The organism is Mycobacterium sp. E136, assembly GCF_001666865.1.
In the GTDB taxonomy this organism is placed as follows: Bacteria; Actinomycetota; Actinomycetes; order Mycobacteriales; family Mycobacteriaceae; genus Mycobacterium.
In genome coordinates, this window is record NZ_LZJE01000037.1 from 1 (window position 1) to 18,283 (window position 18,283).

20 protein-coding genes and 2 pseudogenes are annotated in these 18,283 nt (G+C 66.4%); 10 read left to right on the top strand and 12 right to left on the bottom strand.

Annotated elements, in window-relative coordinates; translation table 11 throughout:
* Positions 1–34 precede the first annotated feature (34 nt).
* The 3 genes and pseudogenes from A5698_RS02995 to A5698_RS03005 form a co-directional block, all read right to left on the bottom strand.
* Positions 35–574: pseudogene (locus A5698_RS02995) on the bottom strand (AMP-binding protein); the annotation flags it as partial.
* 65 nt (positions 575–639) lie between these two features.
* Positions 640–1,599 (bottom strand): esterase family protein, encoded by a 960-nt coding sequence (locus tag A5698_RS03000; RefSeq protein ID WP_067081151.1) that lies wholly within the window; start codon positions 1,597–1,599, stop codon positions 640–642.
* 352 nt (positions 1,600–1,951) lie between these two features.
* On the bottom strand, positions 1,952–2,674 hold the full coding sequence (locus A5698_RS03005) for a hypothetical protein (RefSeq protein ID WP_197506614.1): 723 nt from the start codon (positions 2,672–2,674) through the stop codon (positions 1,952–1,954).
* 205 nt (positions 2,675–2,879) lie between these two features.
* Between A5698_RS03005 and A5698_RS03010 the strand changes: the two genes are divergently transcribed.
* Positions 2,880–3,125 (top strand): hypothetical protein, encoded by a 246-nt coding sequence (locus tag A5698_RS03010; RefSeq protein ID WP_067081149.1) that lies wholly within the window; start codon positions 2,880–2,882, stop codon positions 3,123–3,125.
* A 3-nt stretch (positions 3,126–3,128) separates the two neighbouring features.
* Here the strand turns inward: A5698_RS03010 and A5698_RS03015 are convergent, their stop codons facing one another.
* Positions 3,129–3,797 carry an MOSC domain-containing protein gene (locus A5698_RS03015; RefSeq protein ID WP_067081146.1) on the bottom strand — a complete coding sequence of 223 codons (669 nt, stop codon included), beginning with the start codon at positions 3,795–3,797 and terminating at the stop codon, positions 3,129–3,131.
* Between the two features lie 125 nt (positions 3,798–3,922).
* Here A5698_RS03015 and A5698_RS03020 point away from each other — a divergent pair, with 125 nt between their 5' ends.
* The gene (locus tag A5698_RS03020; protein ID WP_067081260.1) at positions 3,923–4,354 is read left to right on the top strand and encodes a DUF4383 domain-containing protein; all 432 of its coding nucleotides are present in this window, start codon (positions 3,923–3,925) and stop codon (positions 4,352–4,354) included.
* 74 nt (positions 4,355–4,428) lie between these two features.
* Here A5698_RS03020 and A5698_RS28375 read toward each other — a convergent pair whose 3' ends face one another.
* Positions 4,429–4,569, bottom strand: coding sequence for a hypothetical protein (locus A5698_RS28375; protein ID WP_156613527.1), 141 nt, complete (start codon positions 4,567–4,569; stop codon positions 4,429–4,431).
* A 150-nt stretch (positions 4,570–4,719) separates the two neighbouring features.
* Here A5698_RS28375 and A5698_RS03025 point away from each other — a divergent pair, with 150 nt between their 5' ends.
* The gene (locus A5698_RS03025) at positions 4,720–5,127 is read left to right on the top strand and encodes a hypothetical protein (protein WP_067081144.1); all 408 of its coding nucleotides are present in this window, start codon (positions 4,720–4,722) and stop codon (positions 5,125–5,127) included.
* Positions 5,128–5,148: 21 nt separating this feature from the next.
* Positions 5,149–5,448, top strand: coding sequence for a hypothetical protein (locus tag A5698_RS03030; protein WP_067081143.1), 300 nt, complete (start codon positions 5,149–5,151; stop codon positions 5,446–5,448).
* Positions 5,449–5,459: 11 nt separating this feature from the next.
* Here A5698_RS03030 and A5698_RS03035 read toward each other — a convergent pair whose 3' ends face one another.
* Genes A5698_RS03035 through A5698_RS03045 form a run of 3 tightly spaced genes read right to left on the bottom strand, consistent with a single transcriptional unit; the run spans position 5,460 to position 7,134 of the window.
* Positions 5,460–5,771, bottom strand: a complete 312-nt coding sequence (locus tag A5698_RS03035; protein WP_067081141.1) for a hypothetical protein — start codon at positions 5,769–5,771, stop codon at positions 5,460–5,462.
* Positions 5,768–6,421: a DJ-1/PfpI family protein gene (locus A5698_RS03040; RefSeq protein ID WP_067081258.1), complete on the bottom strand. Its 654-nt coding sequence runs from the start codon at positions 6,419–6,421 to the stop codon at positions 5,768–5,770. The genes A5698_RS03035 and A5698_RS03040 overlap by 4 nt, the downstream gene beginning before the upstream one ends.
* A gap of 5 nt (positions 6,422–6,426) precedes the next feature.
* Complete coding sequence (locus tag A5698_RS03045) at positions 6,427–7,134, bottom strand: HD domain-containing protein (RefSeq protein ID WP_067081139.1); 708 nt, start codon at positions 7,132–7,134, stop codon at positions 6,427–6,429.
* Positions 7,135–7,254: 120 nt separating this feature from the next.
* Here A5698_RS03045 and A5698_RS03050 point away from each other — a divergent pair, with 120 nt between their 5' ends.
* The 3 genes from A5698_RS03050 (at position 7,255) to A5698_RS03060 (ending at position 9,832) form a co-directional block, all read left to right on the top strand.
* A complete protein-coding gene (locus tag A5698_RS03050; RefSeq protein ID WP_231967283.1) occupies positions 7,255–7,824 on the top strand; it encodes a hypothetical protein in 570 nt (189 codons plus the stop codon).
* Positions 7,815–9,398 (top strand): threonine/serine exporter family protein, encoded by a 1,584-nt coding sequence (locus A5698_RS03055; RefSeq protein WP_068293178.1) that lies wholly within the window; start codon positions 7,815–7,817, stop codon positions 9,396–9,398. Before A5698_RS03050 ends, A5698_RS03055 begins: the two co-directional genes overlap by 10 nt.
* An 86-nt stretch (positions 9,399–9,484) precedes the next feature.
* On the top strand, positions 9,485–9,832 hold the full coding sequence (locus A5698_RS03060; RefSeq protein WP_067081256.1) for a hypothetical protein: 348 nt from the start codon (positions 9,485–9,487) through the stop codon (positions 9,830–9,832).
* An 11-nt stretch (positions 9,833–9,843) separates the two neighbouring features.
* On the opposite strand, the gene A5698_RS03065 is transcribed toward A5698_RS03060, so the two are convergent.
* A complete protein-coding gene (locus tag A5698_RS03065; protein WP_502688864.1) occupies positions 9,844–10,491 on the bottom strand; it encodes an FKBP-type peptidyl-prolyl cis-trans isomerase in 648 nt (215 codons plus the stop codon).
* A 133-nt stretch (positions 10,492–10,624) separates the two neighbouring features.
* On the opposite strand from A5698_RS03065, the pseudogene A5698_RS29800 reads away from it, so the two are divergent.
* Positions 10,625–11,656, top strand: a pseudogene (locus A5698_RS29800) (FAD-dependent oxidoreductase); the annotation flags it as partial.
* A gap of 295 nt (positions 11,657–11,951) precedes the next feature.
* Here the strand turns inward: A5698_RS29800 and A5698_RS03075 are convergent.
* From A5698_RS03075 to A5698_RS03085, 3 genes are all read right to left on the bottom strand, one after another.
* Complete coding sequence (locus A5698_RS03075; RefSeq protein ID WP_067081124.1) at positions 11,952–12,866, bottom strand: MBL fold metallo-hydrolase; 915 nt, start codon at positions 12,864–12,866, stop codon at positions 11,952–11,954.
* A 243-nt stretch (positions 12,867–13,109) separates the two neighbouring features.
* Positions 13,110–13,880, bottom strand: coding sequence for a hypothetical protein (locus A5698_RS03080; RefSeq protein ID WP_068293180.1), 771 nt, complete (start codon positions 13,878–13,880; stop codon positions 13,110–13,112).
* Positions 13,881–14,002: 122 nt separating this feature from the next.
* Positions 14,003–15,691 carry an MOSC and FAD-binding oxidoreductase domain-containing protein gene (locus A5698_RS03085; RefSeq protein WP_067081118.1) on the bottom strand — a complete coding sequence of 563 codons (1,689 nt, stop codon included), beginning with the start codon at positions 15,689–15,691 and terminating at the stop codon, positions 14,003–14,005.
* A gap of 174 nt (positions 15,692–15,865) precedes the next feature.
* Here A5698_RS03085 and A5698_RS03090 point away from each other — a divergent pair, with 174 nt between their 5' ends.
* Together A5698_RS03090 and A5698_RS03095 are read left to right on the top strand one after the other, a co-directional pair.
* Positions 15,866–16,738 (top strand): alpha/beta fold hydrolase, encoded by an 873-nt coding sequence (locus A5698_RS03090; RefSeq protein WP_067081251.1) that lies wholly within the window; start codon positions 15,866–15,868, stop codon positions 16,736–16,738.
* Positions 16,739–16,803: 65 nt separating this feature from the next.
* Entirely contained in the window at positions 16,804–18,159 is a 1,356-nt protein-coding gene (locus A5698_RS03095) for a TetR/AcrR family transcriptional regulator (protein ID WP_068293182.1), read from the top strand.
* Positions 18,160–18,283 lie beyond the last annotated feature (124 nt).

The following is an 18,283-nucleotide window of genomic DNA, read 5'->3' on the forward strand; positions in this document are numbered from 1 at the left end:
AGGTTTCGCCAGCCGATCTCGCGGTCGTGATTCACACCTCGGCCTCGGCTGCGGACAGCACCTCGGCGGGCACCCCCTCGCCGTCGCACCCGGCCGCCCAGGAGGGAACAGGGCCGTCGACGATTACGACACGACGCAGGTACGGGGCGGCGATTAGCGCCAGCCGTCCACCCTGTTGGGTCGTCAGCTCCGGCCATGCCGCTTCGAACCGCTCAGCGACGTCGATGCTCAGGACGCGGCCGGGAGCGACGATCACCGCGACGTCGGCCAGCCTTGCGACTTTGGCGATCTCCGCGGGCGCGTAGAGCGTGCTGAGTGGGACGGCCAGCGCGCCGACGCGCGAGACGGCCAGCCACCAGACGATCCAGTCGACGCCGTTGGGGAAGTACAGCCCGACGCGGGTGCCCTTGCCGACACCTTGGCCCAGGAGCCACCGCGCGAGGACCGCCGAACGCTGGTCGGCGTCGCGGTAGGTGAGGCGTTCGGTCGGGGTGACCAGATAGGTGTGGTCGCCGAACTCGGTGGAGGCGCGCGCCAGGAGCGCGGGAACGGTCGGTCGCGGCTGCTGCGTCACGCAGTGATTGTCTCCAACGCGAACTGGGCGACCGCACGAGGCGGTCGCCCAGTGGCGTCAGGACCTCAGGCGCCCAGCGTGGCCTGGATGTCGCCCTTCATCGCGGCCAGTTGCGAACCCCAGTAGCCCCAGCCGTGCGTGCCGTTGGCGGGGAAGTTGAACGTGCCGTTGCTTCCGCCAGCGGCCGCATAGGCCTTCTGGAAATTCTTGTTGCTGTCCAGGGTGATGGTCTCGAGGAACTGACCGGCGATATCGCCGCCGCCGCCGAGCTCGGAGGGGACGCCGTTACCGCAGTACACCCAGATGCGGGTGCCGTTGGCCACCAACTTGCCGACGTTGACCGTCGGGTCGTTGCGCTTCCAGGCCGAGCTGCCGGGCGGGCCCCACATCGCGGTGGCGCTGAATCCGCCCGCGTCGCGCATCGCGACGCCGACCAGCAGCGGCCAGATGCCGTCGGAGAGGTTGAGGAAGCCCGAAAGGGACGCCGCGTAACGGAACTGGCCGGGGTGGTAGGCCGCAAGGATCAGCGCCGCGCTGCCCGACATGGACAGGCCGACCACCGCGTTGCCGCTGGGCGAGATGCCCTTGTTGGCCGAGAGATACGCGGGCAGTTCGGACGTCAGGAAGGTCTCCCACTGGTAGTTGTAGCTGCCGCCGTTGCCGACCGCGGGGCCCTGCCAGTTGGTGTAGAAGCTCGACATGCCGCCGACCGGCATCACGACCGACAGCCCCGACTCGAAGTAGGTCTCGAACGCGGCGGTGTCGATGTCCCACCCGCTGTTGTCGTCACGCGCCCGAAGGCCGTCGAGCAGATACACCGCGTGCGGTCCGCCGCCTTGGAACTTGACGGGGATGTCGCGGCCCATGGCCGCCGAGGGAACCATCAGCGTCTCGACGGGCAGGCCGGGCCGCGAATAGGCCGCGGCGGTGGACGTGCCACCCACGACCGCGACAAGGCCCGGTATGAGCAGGGCCGCCAGCGCGCCGGCCATCATGCGGCGCGTCCATCTGTGTAGCAATGTCATCGCTGTGAACTTCCTGGTTGTGTGATACCGCCGAGCGGTCTCGCGGACGAGGCACACCGGCGCCTGGTCTCGGCTGCCGATTCAGGTGCGGATGCTTCACACCTGCCGCGTCGGGAACACCTGCCGCGCGTAGCCGCTGCTGAGGGATATGTCGGCATCGGCGGCGGCCCCGTTACCGGGCGTGGGGTGCGTCACTGTTCCGTAATGGTGGTCCCGGGGGCGGGCCGGCCGGATCGGCGGCGGCGTGGCAGGCGACCCGCACAGGCGCCAGTGTCCTCGTGCTCGGTCGCACCTTCTGTTCTGGGAGGGGTGGCCTGTTCTGGGAGGGGTGGCGCGATCCGAAGGCGCGCGACTAACCGCGCGGCAACAACGAGATCTTCTGTCCGATCTTCCTCGACAGCTGGGTGGTCAGATTCTCGATGTCCGAAACGGTTTCGAGCACCACGCCGTCGGTGGTGTGTTCGGCGCACAGCGCCGCCGTCTTGGCCGTCAGGCTCAGCAGTTCGGAGCAGTAGTTGAGGTAGTGGTGGAGCTGCTCGGCGTCGAGCCCGTGCGGCGTGCTCTGCGCGGTGGGTACGTAATTCGGGTTGACCTGCTCGGGATCCTTCGACAGCTGGTGCATATCGATGACGTGGGTGAGTGACCGCAAGCGGTGCAGGAGTCCGAGCAGGGAACGGCGCTCGAGTCTTTCAGGGAATGCCCACAAGAACACCACGGCGATCGCGGCGAAGATGAGGTCGTTGACCACGCTTTCGGTCAGCGGCACCCAGTCGGCGGTGCGGTCCAACCCGTCGAGAACCGCCGAGCGCAGGCCGTACCCGAGGGCGATGAGGGCGGCGACAACGATGGCGATGCCGGTGGCGCGTGCGGCCAGCGTGGTGCGGCGCAATCGTGCGTGGGACAGGGTCGCCTCGTCGTCGACCGACATCACGAGCTGGCCGAGTTCGCGCGCGGTCTTGGTCAGGCCACGCTGTCCGAACCGCGCGTCGATGCGACGTTCGAGTTGCTCGACGGTGGCCGCGACGTGTGCGCCGTTGAGCCGCACCCGGTCATCGACTGGACTGGTTTTCGCCACGTCAAGACTCTAGAGCGGGAGCGGTTGTCGATACGCGTGGGATGCGCACATCGCCACCCTGGCGAAATTCAGTTGAGAATCCGACGTGAAGCGGGAATGTTCCGGTTGTGCGGGCGGTTGTCGAATCCGTATATGACAGCGCCGTTTGGAACAGAAGAGCTCGGCGTTCAGGTTTGCCGAGATATTTCGAGTGGAGCGATCAGACGTGAATTCGAGGCGATTGAAGCTGTTGTTGGCGATGGTCGGCACCGGGGCCGTGTTTGCGAGCGGGTTGACGCTGGCCTACGCCGAGACCCACTCCGCGACCGGGGCGCCGGCGGTCGCGGCACCGCAGTTGACCACGGGGGAGACGTCGACCAAGTCGACGGCACCCTCGACTCCGGAGACGTCGGTCGCGGTCCCACCGATCACCACGGCGCCCTACACCATTCCGACCGGCGAACCTCAGTAGCCGTCACTTCCCGCTGGCCGCCAGGCGCCGCCGTGCGTATCCCTTGAGTTCGGCGGACAACGCGTCGGCGGCGAGCAATTCCGGAAGCAACGACGAGTCGGACATCCTTGCGCGGAAAGCCAACTCGACGGTCACGTCGTGATCCGGGCGGTGCTCGACGACGATCTCGTCACCTGCGCCCACCGTTCCGGGTGAGATAACGCGAAGATACGCACCGGGTTCGGCGGCCGCGGTGAACGTTTTCATCCAACGGTCGATCTGCAGGAAAGCCGCGAATGTCCGACACGGCGTGCGCGGCGCGGAAACCTCGAGCAACAGGCCGTCGGAGCCCACGCGCCAGCGTTCGCCGATGCGCGCCCGTGTCACCTCAACGCCTGTGGTGGTGAGGTTTTCGCCGAACATGCCGTTGGTCAGCGGACGCTCGAGTCGGCTTTCCCACTCGTCGAGGTCTTCTCGTGCGTAGACGTAGACCGCTTGGTCGTCGCCGCCGTGCAGCTTCGTGTGGCCGATGGTGTCGCCGACCAGCCCACTGCCCAGGCCACCGCGCAGCGGTCCCGGCGCACGCACGGCCACCCGGTCCGGCACGGCGATCTTGTCGATGCCCGTGTTCCTCGATGGCGCATCGGGATTGACCCGGACCCGCGCGATGTTGACCGACAGCACTTCAGACACCCGGACAGGGTATCTACGGGCGCCGGACATCGCGTCCCGAGATTTTCCGGTCGAGCCCTTAACAAGGACTACTACCGAGCGTAGTATTTGCGGTGTCAATGTCGACGAACACGGAGGATGCATCCGTGAAGTGGAGTTTCGCCCAGATCGGCCTGGTGGTCATCGCCGCCTTCCACGTTGTCCAGGCGGTGATCGGGTTCATCGTCGAGCCGAGCTTCGCGACAGGCCCGGACGCGCCGACCGCGCAGATCTTCGGTATGGACTACAACGGGTGGCACGCCGTCGCCGGGCTCGCCCTTTTCGGACCGGGGCTGGTCTTCGCGTTCCGCAAGTCCTGGTCGGTGTTATATCTGCTCGCTGCGGCGGTGGCCGGGGCGCTGCCGGGCATTTGGGCCTTCTTCTCGCACCAGGTCGCGTACGTGTTCACGTTCCCCAACAACATCACCGATGCGGTGGTGCACTTGGTGACCGCCGCGGTGATGTTGGCGGTGGCCGGTATCCAGATTCGCATGGACGGCGGTCTGCGGAATTCGCTTGCCGATCTGCACGGCAGCTAGTGTGCGTTCAGATCGCTGAAACCCTTGATGGGGTATTGATTTGCGATCTGCATGCACACTAGCGGCATCCCCGTTTACTCGGTGCCGTCCTTGTCGTCGGCCGAGGGCAGGCCCTCGGGCGGCGGCGTCGAGTACGCAGGAGCGGTCGGCGGAATGCCCTGCTCCGAGCTGTCGTCCTGGTTCGCGTCGTCGGCCGGTTGTTCGGGTGAGCTCATCGGTTCTCTCCTAGTCCGTGATCGTCTCGCCGAGCGATACCCCCGCCCATAACCGGAGAAACCGCGTAGTTGGGATCGGTAGCCGACCGGTTTCCGTCTACTTGCCTGTACGACGCCTGTCGGCGCCGATACTGAGCAAGAGGACCCAACATGAAAGCACCTCGTACGCCGAAGCGATTCTTAGGCGCGGCACTGATGTCGCTCGCGCTGGCGAGCGCGGGTCTCGGGTCGGTGCCGGGCATCGCTTCGGCGCTGCCCGGTGGGCCGGCGCCCGAGCAGGCTTGGCCCGGATGCCCGAATTCGAATCCCTCGGGACCGTGCCACTGGTGCCCGGGCGATCCGCCCGTGCAGACCGGAAACCTGCGCGTGAACCCGGTGGTGTGGGACAACAACGTGTGCCACACCTATTGGTACGTCTACCACGGGCAGGGCAACGTGGCGCAGAACATCTTCGAAGGCGAGGCGCCACCGCCGCCGCCTCCGCCGCCGCCCAACTTCACACCGCCACTTCCGCCGGGCTGGTGCTGGTCGCTGTTCCTCGCCGGACCGTGCCCCTGAGGACACGGCTAGTATCGGCCGATGGGTGAGCCGCAACTGACCGATGACGGCCACTTCATCGTCGTCAACGGCCGCCGGTGGCGCGCCACCGATCCCGCCATACCCGAGGATCGACGCGCGGAGTTGACGCGAATACTGATGGCATGGCGCCGAGAAGTGCGCCGCACCAAAGGAACTGACGGCGAGCAGGCGGCGCGCGCCGGTGTGGAGGCGGCCAAGGTCGCCCTCGGTGAGCGAGGCACACCGCCGTGGTGGGAGCAGACCGGCGAACAGCGGCGCCGACGGTGGGAGGCACCGGTCGCGTCGCCAGACGACGAGTGACCCTTCGCCTGTCAGACGCGTCGCACCCCGGACACCGTCGACCGAGGCAGCCGTCCGGCACGGGAATGGCCGCTCATCCGGTCACCACGCACGTGAACATCGAAGTCGAGCTTGAGCCTCATCGGTTTGGTCACCGTCTGCCGCCACGTGACCCGTTGCCCCTCAAGGTCTTCGACGACGGCGATGTCGACCAGCGGCACGCTCTCGGCATTACTCGCCGCGGTGCCGCTGATCCCACCGGCCTGGTTGGTGAAGCTGTACACGACGTGCAGGGTGCCGACCGGCGTCTTGATACTGACGTCCCAGTCGCCGACCACGCTCATGCGCCCGACACTTCGCGGCCGGTGTCGGTCCACACGGTACCGCGTCGCTCGTAGGCGAACAGTTCCTCGACGGCGAGCGCGATCCGCGGACCGTAGCTTCGATCAAGCAGATGCAAAGCCAGGTCCAAACCGGACGTGACCCCGCCGGCGCTCACCAGGTCACCGTCGTCGACAACCCTGGCCGACACCGGAATTGCGCCCGTCGCTTCGAGAACGTCCACACCGAGGTGGTGGGTGTTGGCGTGGCGACCATCGATGAGACCGGCCATCGCCAGCGCGAGTGACCCCCCGCAAACGGTCGCGACGGTGACGTCCGGGTTGGCGAAGGCTTCGCGCATCAATGGCACGGCCGCGGTATCGCCGAAGCGGGCTAGCAGAACGGGAATGGTGGCAACCTCGTCCGGGTCGCCGTCGAGCGGTCCCGATGCGCCGGGGACGATCACGTACCCCGGCTTGGTGGGATCGAGTCGGCCGGTGGCGTTCAGGACCATCCCGCGCGAACCGCTGACCACCGACCGCGGGCCTTCCGCCGAGACGAACTCGACGTCGAGTTCACCGCCGACGAAGTCGCTACCCGCGACGAGCACTTCGAACGGGGCGATCGCGTCAAGCGGGTCGAAGCCGTCGAACAATAGGATCTGCGCGTGCATCGGCGTCACTGGGGGACTGCGCCGGTGCGCAGCGGTCGGTCGCCCCACCCGGAACCATCCAACAGATCGAAGAACGTGATCGCCGACCCGGTGATCAATTCGTGAAGATGGGCGGGAAACGACAACGGTGGAGCCTTCATCGGGTTGTCGCGCACATCGCGGACGATGGCGTCGGCGATCGCGTACCCGAGATCGTGGCGCGGCCACGCGGCGTGAACGCGGTCGGCGAAACCAGGGGAGAGCAGATGCTTGTCCATGCCGTTGATGTCGAGGGCGATACCGCTGAACGTCACCGCTTGCTCGGGCCCGAACCGGTGTGCCAGCCCGACGCTCGTGTGTAGGGCGATGGCCTGCCACACCGTGACGATCCCCTGCCCCGAAAGGCCGTGCCGGCGAAGGAAGTCCGCGGCCGCGTCGGCGCCATCGACCTCGAACCTCTGATCCCCTCCGCCGACGCCGGTGACGCCGAGGTCGTGCAGGACGCAGGCGAGGAAGACGAGTTCGTCGTCGTAGTGCGCGCCGCTGCGCACCCCTTGCGCCGCCGCGATCTCCCGCGCGAACAGGTAACTGCGGACACAGTGGTTGACGACGAATTCCGGAGACACCTCGGATACGAATCGCATTGCCGCCGAGCAGATCTGCGAGTCGGGGAGATTCCACCCACCGGCAAGGGGTTCGATGTCGGCCAGCGTGGCCGATTCTTCATTGCCCATACCTCTCACAGTGCCCGGCGCAACCGCACCCGGCTAGTGGCAAAAGAGACAATGACCGACGGAATCTAGCCAACAGTCTTTGCCACCTCGGACGCGGGGCCGATCCTCCGATATCGCTGTGTGACAGTCGAATACGCGCGGTATCGCCTCGCGCCGCTATCGTGGGTTGGCATGCAGGACTGGACCGCCGCCGCGGCGATAGGGGGCTCGGACTGCGAGCGCATCGGTGACGCGTTCCTGGCCCAGCCCGTGCTCGCGCTCACCAGCCTGATGTACGTCGGCGCGGGACTTGCCGCGCTGTGCTGGGCGCTCCGGGGGCGTGCACTGGCGGCCGGGGCCGTGGGAGCCGCACTGGTCGTCGTCGGTTTCGGCAGCTTCGTCTATCACGGTCCTCAGCCGGCCTGGGCAGGGCCGGTCCACGATTGGCCCATCGCAGTCTTGGCTGCGGCATGCGTGGTCGCGCTCATCCGAGGCGCGCGACGGCGGCGGACGGTTGTGGTCGTCGCGGCCGCGAGCTTCGCGCTCGGGCTCGCCGCGTATGCCGCCGGACGCACGGGCTCACCGCTGTGCCGGCCCGAAAGCGTGTGGCAGTACCACGGCGCGTGGCACATCTTGTCGGGCGCCGCAGCGGGATTAGCCGCCTGGGCCACTGTGCGCGCACGTCAGTATCGTTCACCTCGATGCCGCTAGATCGAACGCCAGGCGGTCGCGTCCGCCGTAGCCTGCGAAGCGCGCTGCGCGGCCCGCGCGACCCCGCGCCCATTGCGGGTCAGCGGCGCCGGCGTTCCGACGGAATGGGCGATCTGCACACCCGCAAGGTGCTCGACCTGACCATCCGCCTCGCCGAGGTGATGCTGTCCTCCGGATCGGGTACCGCCGACGTCGTCGCGACCGCCCAGGACGTCGCCCAGGCGTACCGGCTGGCCGACTGCGTCGTCGACATCTTCGTCACCACCGTCATCGTGTCCGCGCTGCCGACCGCTGACAGCCCACCCGTCACGATCGTCCGAGCCGTTCACAACCGCTCGACGGACTACACGCGGCTCGGGGAACTCGACCAGCTGGTGCAGCGGATCACCTCGGGCGGTGTGACCGTCGACCAGGCGCACGACGCGATGGACGAGTTGACCGAACGCCCGCACCCTTATCCGCGGTGGCTGGCGACCGCCGGGTGGGCCGGTTTCGCGCTGGGCATTGCGATGCTGCTCGGCGGTGGCTGGTTGACCTGCATCCTGGCCGCGGTGACGTCGGGGGTCATCGACCAGGTGGGCCGACGGTTGAACCGCATCGGCACGCCGTTCTTCTTCCAGCACGCCGCGGGCGCGGCGATCGCGACCTCGGTCGCCGTGGCCGCCTTCCTCTACGCCGACCTCGGGCCGACGGTCATGGTGGCCACCGGCATCGTGATGTTGTTGTCCGGGTTGACGTTCGTCGGCGCGATGCAGGATGCGGTGACCGGCTACATGCTGACCTCACTCGCACGTCTCGGGGAAGCGGTGCTGCTGACGTCAGGGATCGTGGTGGGCATCCTCGCGGGACTGCAGATCGCCCAGATCGCCGGCGTCACGATCTCACTGCACGTCGACGCGACCGAGTCGTTCATCGCGCCGAGCGGAGCGGTGCAGATCTCGCTCGCGGTGTTCGGCGCGGGGTTGGCGGGCGCCTGCCTGACCGTGGCGAGCTACGCGCCGTTGCGAGCCATCCTCACCGCCGGGCTGGTTGCCGGGCTCGCCGAGGCGGTGCTGATCGCCCTGGGCAACGCGGGATTCGGTCAGGTCTTCGCCAGCGGCGTGGCCGCGGTGGGAGTCGGCCTCGTCGCCACGCTGATCTCGATCCGTCGACAGGCGCCCGCCTTGGTGACGGCGACCGCGGGCATCATGCCGATGCTCCCGGGTCTGGCGGTGTTCCGCGCTGTGTTCTCCTTCGCCGTCGACGGCAACTTCGACAACGGGATACGGCAGATGATGTCGGCGATCGCGATCGCGCTGGCACTCGGCAGCGGGGTGGTGCTGGGCGAGTTCATCGGCTCGCCGCTGCGCTTCCGGGCGGGCCGGATCGGCGATTTCGTCCGCAAGGAAGGTCCGCCGGGGCTTCGTCGGGCCGTGGGCCGCGTCGTGCAGTTGCGTCCGGCCGAGGTTCAGCCGACGGAGATCATCCCGCGCACACGCAGTGTCGCGTTGGAACCGGAATCGACTGGGGACTCGGACGAAGAGGCCGACGCATCCGAAGCGTCGAACGGCGACGGAAGCGCCGAACAGCAGTAGGCGGGGACACGCCCCGGGTTTGGCCGCAGCAAATGCAGGCTATAAATTCGAAGCATCGGATTCGCTCGACCGCTGGAGGCATGCTCATGAGGTTGTCCAAGACCACGCTGGCTGCCATCGCAGGCGGATTGACAGCGACGACACTGGGGCTGAGCGCTCCGGCAAGCGCACAGCCCGCTCCACCGCCGCCGCCTCCGCCGCCGGCTCTGGCCGCCGAAATGCCTCCGCCACCGCCTCCGCCGGGTGTGGCTCCTCCGCCGCCTGCGAGGCCGATGGCCGGGGAGCCGGTTCCGGCATGGGCACCGCGCAAACCGGCGGAGACCTGGCTCGGAGAGCCCGTCGTCTGGTTCTCCGGTTGGGGCGGCCGTTGGGGCGTGTGGAAGAACGGCGCCTTCATCACGCTGTCGATGAACCCGGTCACCGGCGGCGGCTGACCGTTGCGGGTCTACCTCGAGGCGTCGAGGATCTTGATCGCGAAGACGAGGGAGTCGCCGGCCTGGATGCCCGCCGCGGGTTGACCTTCGGGGTAGCCGTCGGCTGACGTCATCGCGACGGCGACCGTCGACCCGACCTTCTGTCCGGCGATGGCCTTCTGGAAGCCCGGTACGACGCCGTCGAGCGGGAAGTCCACGGGCATACCGCGCTCGTAACTGCTGTCGAATACGGACCCGTCGCGTCCGTTGACGCCCATGTAGCAGACCAGGACCTTCGCCGTATCGGAGACGACCGGTCCGTCGCCGGGCTTGAGCGTGTGCACCTGGGTCTCGGTGACGCTGAACGGCGACTGCACCTCGATGAGCGGTGCCGCCGAGTCGGTGGATCCGGTGACGTTCACGCTGCCGGTGTCGCCGCTGAGCGTCCACTCCGGAGCGCCGCCGGGCTGCGGTGCCCCTGTCGGGCACATTGCGCTGGCGGGGTCGCCCGTCTCGACGGGCGGTGGAACCAACTCGTCGGCCAGCGACGACGGGCTCGTCGAGGGCGTCGTCGTGGTCGACGACGCCTCTGTGTCGGAGCCGCATGCGGCGAGGGTCATGACCAGCGATGCGGTGCAGGCCAGCAGTCCGGCAGGGAGTGACACACGCGAGGGATTCACGGCCGTCAGGCTACAGACTGCCCGGCCGGACGGGTCTCAGTGGTCGCGGACTGGCCACTCTTGGCCTGAAACCGCACTCTCGACGGCGCTGTGTGCCACCGTTTGGGGTACGGCCGGGCCGAAGAGGGGCGCGATGACGACGCGAGAAGCCGTGGTGTGCGGCGCGAGTATGGGTGGTCTGCTCGCCGCGAGAGTGCTGTCGAAAGCCTACGACTCGGTCACGCTGGTCGAACGGGACAGACTGCCCGAGGACGTGTCGCAGCGAGCCGGGGTGCCGCAGGGACACCACGTGCACATGCTGATGAGCCTGGGCTTGAAGATTCTCGAGGGGCTGTTTCCCGGAGCGACGAAAAAGCTGCAGGACGCCGGCGCGCCGATCTTCGACAACCGCGACCTGTCGGGGGTGTACGTCGAGGTTCGCGGGCATGCGTTGTGTCGGACGGGGGCGCTTGCCAAGCCCGATGACATGCCGGTTCAGCCTGCGAGCCGTCCGTTGTTGGAATCCGTTGTGCGCGAACGGGTTTGTGCGCTGCCGAATGTCAAGGTCCTCGACGGCCACGACGTCGTCGGACCCGTGTTGAACGACCGCACGGTGACCGGAGTTCGTATCGTCGACCGCACCGGCGCGCATCAAACGATACTGTCCGCCGATCTCGTGGTCGACGCAACCGGTCGTTCGGCACGTACACCGGCGTTCCTTGCAGCGCATGGCTTTCCGCGTCCGGTCGAGCAGTCGTATCGGGTGCGACTGACCTATACCAGCCAGCTCTTCCGCCTGACGCCGGACGCCCTGGGCGACAGGGTGATCTTCGTCAGCCCGACGAAGGAACGACCGACAGGCGTCGGGATGCTCGCCCACGAGAACGACACAATGGTCGTGACGCTGATCGGCGTGGCCGGACACCAGCTGCCGACCCGGTTGCCCGAGATGCTGGCAGCAGTGGCGGCATGTGTCCCGCCGGAGGTCAGCACCGCACTCGCGGCCGCAGAACCGGTCGGGGAGACACACCACCGACAGTTTCCGACCAGCGTGTGGCGTCGCTACGACAAGTTGTCCTCGTTCCCGGAGCGTCTGTTGGTCATCGGCGATGCGGTGTGCAGCCTCAACCCGATGTACGGGCAGGGCATGACGTCGGCACTGCTGCAGGCTCTCAGTCTTCAGGAGACGTTGGCCGCCGACGGCGCCTCGGCGACCCACGACTATTTCCGCGGTGTCGCTCGGCGGCTGACGCCTTTCTGGTGGGCCAACCGGCTCAACGACTTCAGCTTCCTACCGACGAGCGGATGGAAAGCGTGTCCGCAGCGGGCGCTCAACTCTTACGTCACCGCCTACATGGCAGCCGCGTCGAATGACATTGCGATGTCCGAGACCTTCCTTCGGATGCTGCAAGGCGTCGATCCCGGGACAATCCTGATGCACCCCAGGCAGATCGCGCGGGTGGTCGCCACGCGCCGAACCGTCAGTAGCCCCAGACCTCGGGCACGCACCGGAAGACGTCGCCGGCGGTCGCCACCCGGCAGACCGACGGGAACGGCAGATGGGTGGCGACCAGAGCCTCGCCGGTTGCGGCCAGCTCGCGCAGCAGCTCGATGCGGACGCGGGCGGACTCCTCCGGATCGTGTTCGAACCCGTTGTGCCACTCCGGATTGTCGAAGCCCGGAGCGAACACGGCGTCACCGGCGAACGTCAACCGGTCACCCCGTGAGTCGAGTCGGACGATGGCGTGCCCCGGGGTATGGCCGCCGGTGCGCGCGACCAGCACGCCCGGCGCCAGTTCATACTCCGATTCGAAGGTCCGCATCTGGCCGCGATATTCGGACAGGAACCGCGACGCGATCGATCGCAGCGCGTCCGGCACCGGTGCCGGCATGTCGGTGTGGGAGAAGTCGGGTGCCTCCCAGAACTCGGCCTCGGCTGCCGCGACGTGGACCCGCAGATCCGAGCGCAGCCGTTGCTTGAGACCCTCGGTCAGCAGCCCGCCGACGTGGTCCATGTGCAGATGGGTCAGCACCACGTCGGTCACCGCCGACGGATCGATGCCGGCGGCCTCCAGGCGATGCACGGTCTGCCCGGCGCGCGGGAAGTCGGGGAACTCCACACCGAGCCCGGCGTCGACCAGGATGGTCCGGTCGCCGCTGCGCACCACGACGACGTTCAGCGGCCAGTCGAGCACGTCGTGGGGGAGGAACCGATCGTCGAGCCAACTCCCGAACTCGTCCTGGTCGGCGTTGGTCGCCATCGTCCGGGCCGTTATCGGTAGCACGCCGTCGCTGATCACCAGAACCTCGATGTCACCGATCTGCACCGCATAACGCGACGGAACCAACTCGTCGAGTCCGGTCGTAGCCGAACCCGAGATGCTGTCGACGCTCATGGCTGTTCTCCTCGTGAAGTCGCATTTACCTGGCTGTGTCGTGGAACGCACGGTGGCAACGTGATTCATCCCGGAGTACTTCATTCTGGTGCTGGTGATCGGCGCTCTGCTGATCACCTTGCCGGCGGTGAGCGCAGTTTCGGGTGGCGGACCACCTGTGCCACCGCCGCGATGACGGTGGCGGCCGGCCTGACGGGGGTGGTATCCCTCAGCGCTCTCTAAGCAGTTACGCCACTGTCGATGTCAACGGGGTGCGGTGACCACAAGCTCGTGGTCACCTGCGGCCCAGGCAGATTCGAACACATCGGTCGTGACGTGCTCGCCCTTCGTATCGTCGCCGCCGCTGTCGCCGAGATAGACGGCGTCGTTGTCGTAATCGATCGCGGCGACCGTGACCAAGTGACCGCATCCCGTCTTGTCACCATCGGTTTCCCAGATGGTATTGGAGTTCACACACACGATCGCCTGCCGGTCGTCACCCAGATATCCCGCCAAGGCGTCCATCCCCGTCGCGAGCCCACCCTTGGAAGCGGTTTCGTCGTTGGTGTAGTCGGCTTCGATGCCGTAATGCTTGAGCAGGAGCAGAAGATCGGTTGTGCACGTGCCATGGCCGACACCGCCGTCACTGGGGTCGACGCTCTCGTCGTACACCGGCTGCCCTGGATCGCAGTCGCTGGGCGTTTTCGCTGCGAGGTCGATGATTTCGCGCTCGGTCGGCGCGGACCCGTTGATCTCGCCGATCACCATGCGGGTGGCCATCAGCCCGCAATCGCTTTCGGTCTGCTCCTCCCAGTGGTCGATGGCGGCCGCCGGATCTCCGTAGACGCCACCGGTGAACTGGGGTTGGGAATCCTGCTGCTCGTCTTTCGGCTTGTTCTCGGCCACCTCGGCCGGCGGGGCCGTGGTTGATTCGTCGGCTTTCGCCGCCGGGGACTCGGAGGGCTCGGTAGAACCACCGCAGGCCGCACCGCCGACGACGGTCAGGCTGGCGATCACGGTCGCGGCGAGAACCATCCGGCCTCGCTCGCGTCGCTGGCGAAGTAGCACTTCGCGAAGCTAGCAGACGGCTGTGCGTTTTCTTGGCATTTATTGACGCGTCTGTCGCTGAATCCGACCCAGCCCGATGGATCCGCCGCTCATAGGTCGAGCACGACATCGGTTAGCGGTGCCGCACAACAGATCAGCGTCGAATCCCGTCCCGGTAGCTCCAAGGGCTGTCTCGGATACGCCACGCTCCCGGCGACGAGTCCGGTGACGCACACATGACAGACACCACTGCGGCACGAGTACCGCGTCGGCACATCACAGGCTTCGGCCAGTTCCAACAAGGTCTGATAGGACTCGCTCCAGCGAACCGTCAGACCGACTCGCGAGAACGTGACACGTGATCCGTCCGCAGACTGCATCTCGGGCGGATGCGGGGGTACTGGAGGACCAACGGCCTTCAACCCGGGGTTGATCGGTGGAAGCGTCCCGAACGTTTCGGCTCGAATCCGTGCCGGCTCGAACCCGACGTTGGTCAAGGCCTCACGCATCGCCGCCATGAAACCCGTTGGTCCGCAGAGGTAGACGTCAGCGTCCTGCGGCAGGTCCAATGCGGCGAGGAAGTCACGATCCAACCGGCGGCCCGGCCTTCCGCCGGTGTAATGGACGTACTGCTCAGCACGCGGCAACTGCCGCAGGAGACCGGCGGCCTCCTCGATGAAGGCGTGAGACTCTCTGTCCCTGGCGCTGTGGATCCATACGATGCGTTGTGAAAACGCCTGGGCGGCGAGTTCATAGAGCATGGCGAGCAGGGGCGTGACCCCGATTCCCGCCGACATCAGCAGTATCGGGCGCGCCTCGGGGGAGAGGTGAAAGTCGCCGCGCGGCGCTGCGGCGTCGATGGTCGCCCCGGGGCCGATCCGCTCGTGCAGCCATCCGCTCACCACGCCGCCAGGCTCACGCTTCACGCTGATCCGATAAGTGCCCGCGGTCGAATCGCCGGATAGTGAGTAGCTCCGCAGCGGCGGCGGGTCACCGGCCCCGGTGGCCCGGACCACGAGATGATCACCGGCCTTCGCAACGGGCAGCGGCTTGTCGGCGCCGAGTTCGATCGACATCACGGCGGGCGTTTCGTGATGGACGTCAACGACACGAAGTGGCATGAATCCGTCCCACGACGGAGCGCCCGTTGGCTCGACGGGCGGGTCGAGGAGGTCGCGGAAGGACTCCTTCCAGCCCGGGCTCAGAGCGGCGACATCCAACGCCAGGCGCAAACGGTCCGGATCACGGTCGGGCAGGTAGAGAAGCGCGTCGACCTCGGCGACCGTCAGTTGGTTCCGCCCGCGCTCGGTGAGGACGATGTCATCGCCCGCTTGTACCCGTCCCTCGTGAAGCACGCGGAGGTAGAACCCGGGTCGGCCGTGAGAAACCATGAGCTGTGGGAGATTTGGCTCATCGAGACGCATCCCGACACGGAAACAGGTGACCCGCGGTTGCGTCACCTCGAACAGCGCTTCCCCGATGCGGTACCGGTCACCGATACACACCTCGTCGTCGGGCAATCCACTGACAGTGAAGTTCTCGCCGAATGCTCCGGCCCGCAGATCGTCACGCCCGAGGTGGGACTTCCAGTGGTCATAGGCCTCGATTTGATAGACCAGGACGGCCCGATTCTCACCGCCGTGGCCGTGAAGGTCGCCTTGGCCGTCGCCGTCGAGATTGAGGCGCCTGGCAACGACCGGTCCGGAGACCGTCGTTTTGAAGATTCCGGTGTGCACCGTGCGTCCGCGCCACGGCACGTCCCTCGGCAACCCGACATTGACCGCGTGGAGCGTCGGCACGGGCGCCTCCTCTCCACGGCATGCCCAAGGGGCATGACCAGACTCTACGTCACTGCGTTCAAGAATCAATGCCCGTCGCCGTCTAGAAAGTGGTTGCCGGGCAGGCCGGTTGCGCGCATGATGGGTGGCTTGACCCACTTCTTTTAAACATCCAGCCGGAAAGGCGGATTGCTGATGGTCAGTGTTCATCACCGCTACACCACCGTTGACGGGCATCGTTTGTTCTTCCGGGAAGCTGGCGACGGCGGTGCGCCCACAGTTGTTCTCTTGCATGGATTTCCCACCAGCTCCCACATGTTTCGCCATTTGATACCGCTGCTGGGCGAGGACTATCACGTGGTAGCCCCCGACCACCTCGGGTTCGGGCTGTCCGATGCGCCGACCGCCGAGAAGTTCGCGTACTCGTTCGATGCGCTGACGGACCTGACGGCGGGCCTACTGCAGAAACTGGGCATTGGTCAGTACGCCATGTATGTCCAGGACTACGGCGCACCTATCGGATGGCGTCTCGCGCTGAGGGATCCAGCGGCGATCACGGGGATCATCAGCCAGAACGGAAACGCCTACGACGCCGGATTCGTCGAAACCTTTTGGAAGACCGTGTGGGCGTACCACGAACGAAATGACGAGGACACCGAGTCTGCGATTCGCGCCTTCCTGACGCTGGACGCCACGCGATGGCAGTATCTCACCGGGGTCTCCGATGAGAGTTTGGTCGACCCGGAGGCTTGGCTCCACGACTTCGCTCTGCTCGCACGGCCCGGGAACGCCGAAGTGCAGCTCGCACTGTTTCGCGACTACGCGACGAATCCGCCGCTCTATCCGCGGGTGCAGGATTACTTCCGAAATTCCGGCGTCCCACTTCTGGCGGCGTGGGGGCGCCACGACCCAATTTTCGGCCCGGCCGGCGCCGAGGCCTTCGCCGCAGACCTGCCCGACGCCCAGATTCATCTGCTCGACGGCGGGCATTTCCTTCTCGAGTCGGCACTCGACGAGGTCGCAGCGCTTGTGCGGAAGTTCCTCTCCCAGCTACCGAGAGACAGCTGACGATCGACTGCTGTCGGCCAGTCCGCCGTCCTCGAGCCCCGCCACCAGGTATCTTCATAGGGGAGATGGCCACCGCGGATGCTTCGAAATCGCGAAGTTTCACAGCCAAGGGATTCGCGACGCGAGAGAAGATCTTGCGTGCCGCAGCAGATGTGTTGCTCGAGACGGGTCTGTCGGCCTTCAACCTGGACAAGGTGCGTCGCGCGGCGTCTGTCAGCGGCTCCCAACTGAACCATTACTTTGTCGACCGTCAGGAACTGATCCGGGCGGTGATCAAACGGCAGACCGAGACGGTGCTGCAATTCCACCGCCAGCCGAAGGTCGGCGGACTCGACACGTTCGAGGACTGGTCGCGGTGGGCCGACCTGAACCTGCGGTACTTGCGCAAAATCGGGTACCGCGGCACCGCCACGTATCACGCATTGGCAGGCCAGCTTGCCAAGTCGAACGACAGTACCCGCCAGACTTTCGCCGAAGGTTATTGGCGGTGGGTGAATCTCCTCGAGGATTCGTTCGCCCGGATGAAGAACCGCGGCCTGCTGATCAAGTCGGCCGAACCGCGTCAACTCGCGTTGATGGTCGTCAGCATGCACCAGGGCGCCGGAATACTGTCCTTCGCTTATCGTCAGGAATGGCCGTTGGCCGATGCCACCGGCTTCATCGTCAACTATCTGCATCTATTGGCCAAGGACCCGGCTTTACGGACCGTCCGTGCTCCGCGCCGCCTGAGCAGACGCGCCGCCATCGCCTCGACCGCACCCGATGATGCGGCCCGATACACGGCGAAAGGCATGGCCACGCGGGCACGAATCATCGACGGCGCCGCGGAACTCATCCTCGAACGCGGGGTCAACGGCACCAGTCTGGAAGACATTCGACGCGCCGTCGGAGTCAGCGGATCTCAACTGTCACACTACTTTTCCGACAAGCAGGCGCTCACCCGTCAGGTGATCGCCGCCCGCACCGAGTTCGTCGTCGACTTCCACACCCAACCCCGGATGGGCCGTCTGGATACCATTGATTCACTTCGGAAGTGGGCCGATCTGTGCTGGACTCAGGACGGTCAGAAGTATCTGCGCAACGGGTGCGTCTACGGGTCGTTGACCGGTGAGCTACTCGAGTCCGACGATGTGGTTCTCGACGACCTCGCCGCCGGATACGACCGTTGGCTCAGCCTTTTCGAGGCCGGACTGACGGCGATGCGTGAACGCGGTGACCTGACATCCGAGGCCAATCCTCGTCATCTGTCGGCCGTGCTCGTCACCGCTCATCAAGGTGGCACTCTGCTCACACACATCACCGGTTCGTCCGAGCCCTTCAAGGCGGTCGTGGAAGCCGCCCTGAACTACGTCTCCTCCTTCGCAACCTCCACGCGCACACGCAGAAACTCTTCCGCCGCCGGGCGGGCACGCCGCTCCTGAGGGCGATATCTGGGCATCGGCAATTTCTCAGCGAGGGTCTAGACTTTTTGGGTTATATAGCCCAGAATTCTGGGAGGAACATCCCAATATTCCGATATGTGTTCCAGGGGCTGCGCTGAGCATG

Excerpts from the sequence above, each read along its gene's own strand:
- A5698_RS03000 (WP_067081151.1), bottom strand. The coding sequence starts at position 1,599 with ATGACATTGCTACACAGATGGACGCGCCGCATGATGGCCGGCGCGCTG.
- A5698_RS28375 (WP_156613527.1), bottom strand. The coding sequence starts at position 4,569 with ATGAGCTCACCCGAACAACCGGCCGACGACGCGAACCAGGACGACAGC.
- A5698_RS03025 (WP_067081144.1), top strand. The coding sequence starts at position 4,720 with ATGAAAGCACCTCGTACGCCGAAGCGATTCTTAGGCGCGGCACTGATG.
- A5698_RS03030 (WP_067081143.1), top strand. The coding sequence starts at position 5,149 with ATGGGTGAGCCGCAACTGACCGATGACGGCCACTTCATCGTCGTCAAC.
- A5698_RS03035 (WP_067081141.1), bottom strand. The coding sequence starts at position 5,771 with ATGAGCGTGGTCGGCGACTGGGACGTCAGTATCAAGACGCCGGTCGGC.
- A5698_RS03040 (WP_067081258.1), bottom strand. The coding sequence starts at position 6,421 with ATGCACGCGCAGATCCTATTGTTCGACGGCTTCGACCCGCTTGACGCG.
- A5698_RS03045 (WP_067081139.1), bottom strand. The coding sequence starts at position 7,134 with ATGGGCAATGAAGAATCGGCCACGCTGGCCGACATCGAACCCCTTGCC.
- A5698_RS03055 (WP_068293178.1), top strand. The coding sequence starts at position 7,815 with ATGCCGCTAGATCGAACGCCAGGCGGTCGCGTCCGCCGTAGCCTGCGA.
- A5698_RS03060 (WP_067081256.1), top strand. The coding sequence starts at position 9,485 with ATGAGGTTGTCCAAGACCACGCTGGCTGCCATCGCAGGCGGATTGACA.
- A5698_RS03075 (WP_067081124.1), bottom strand. The coding sequence starts at position 12,866 with ATGAGCGTCGACAGCATCTCGGGTTCGGCTACGACCGGACTCGACGAG.
- A5698_RS03080 (WP_068293180.1), bottom strand. The coding sequence starts at position 13,880 with ATGGTTCTCGCCGCGACCGTGATCGCCAGCCTGACCGTCGTCGGCGGT.
- A5698_RS03090 (WP_067081251.1), top strand. The coding sequence starts at position 15,866 with ATGGTCAGTGTTCATCACCGCTACACCACCGTTGACGGGCATCGTTTG.
- A5698_RS03095 (WP_068293182.1), top strand. The coding sequence starts at position 16,804 with ATGGCCACCGCGGATGCTTCGAAATCGCGAAGTTTCACAGCCAAGGGA.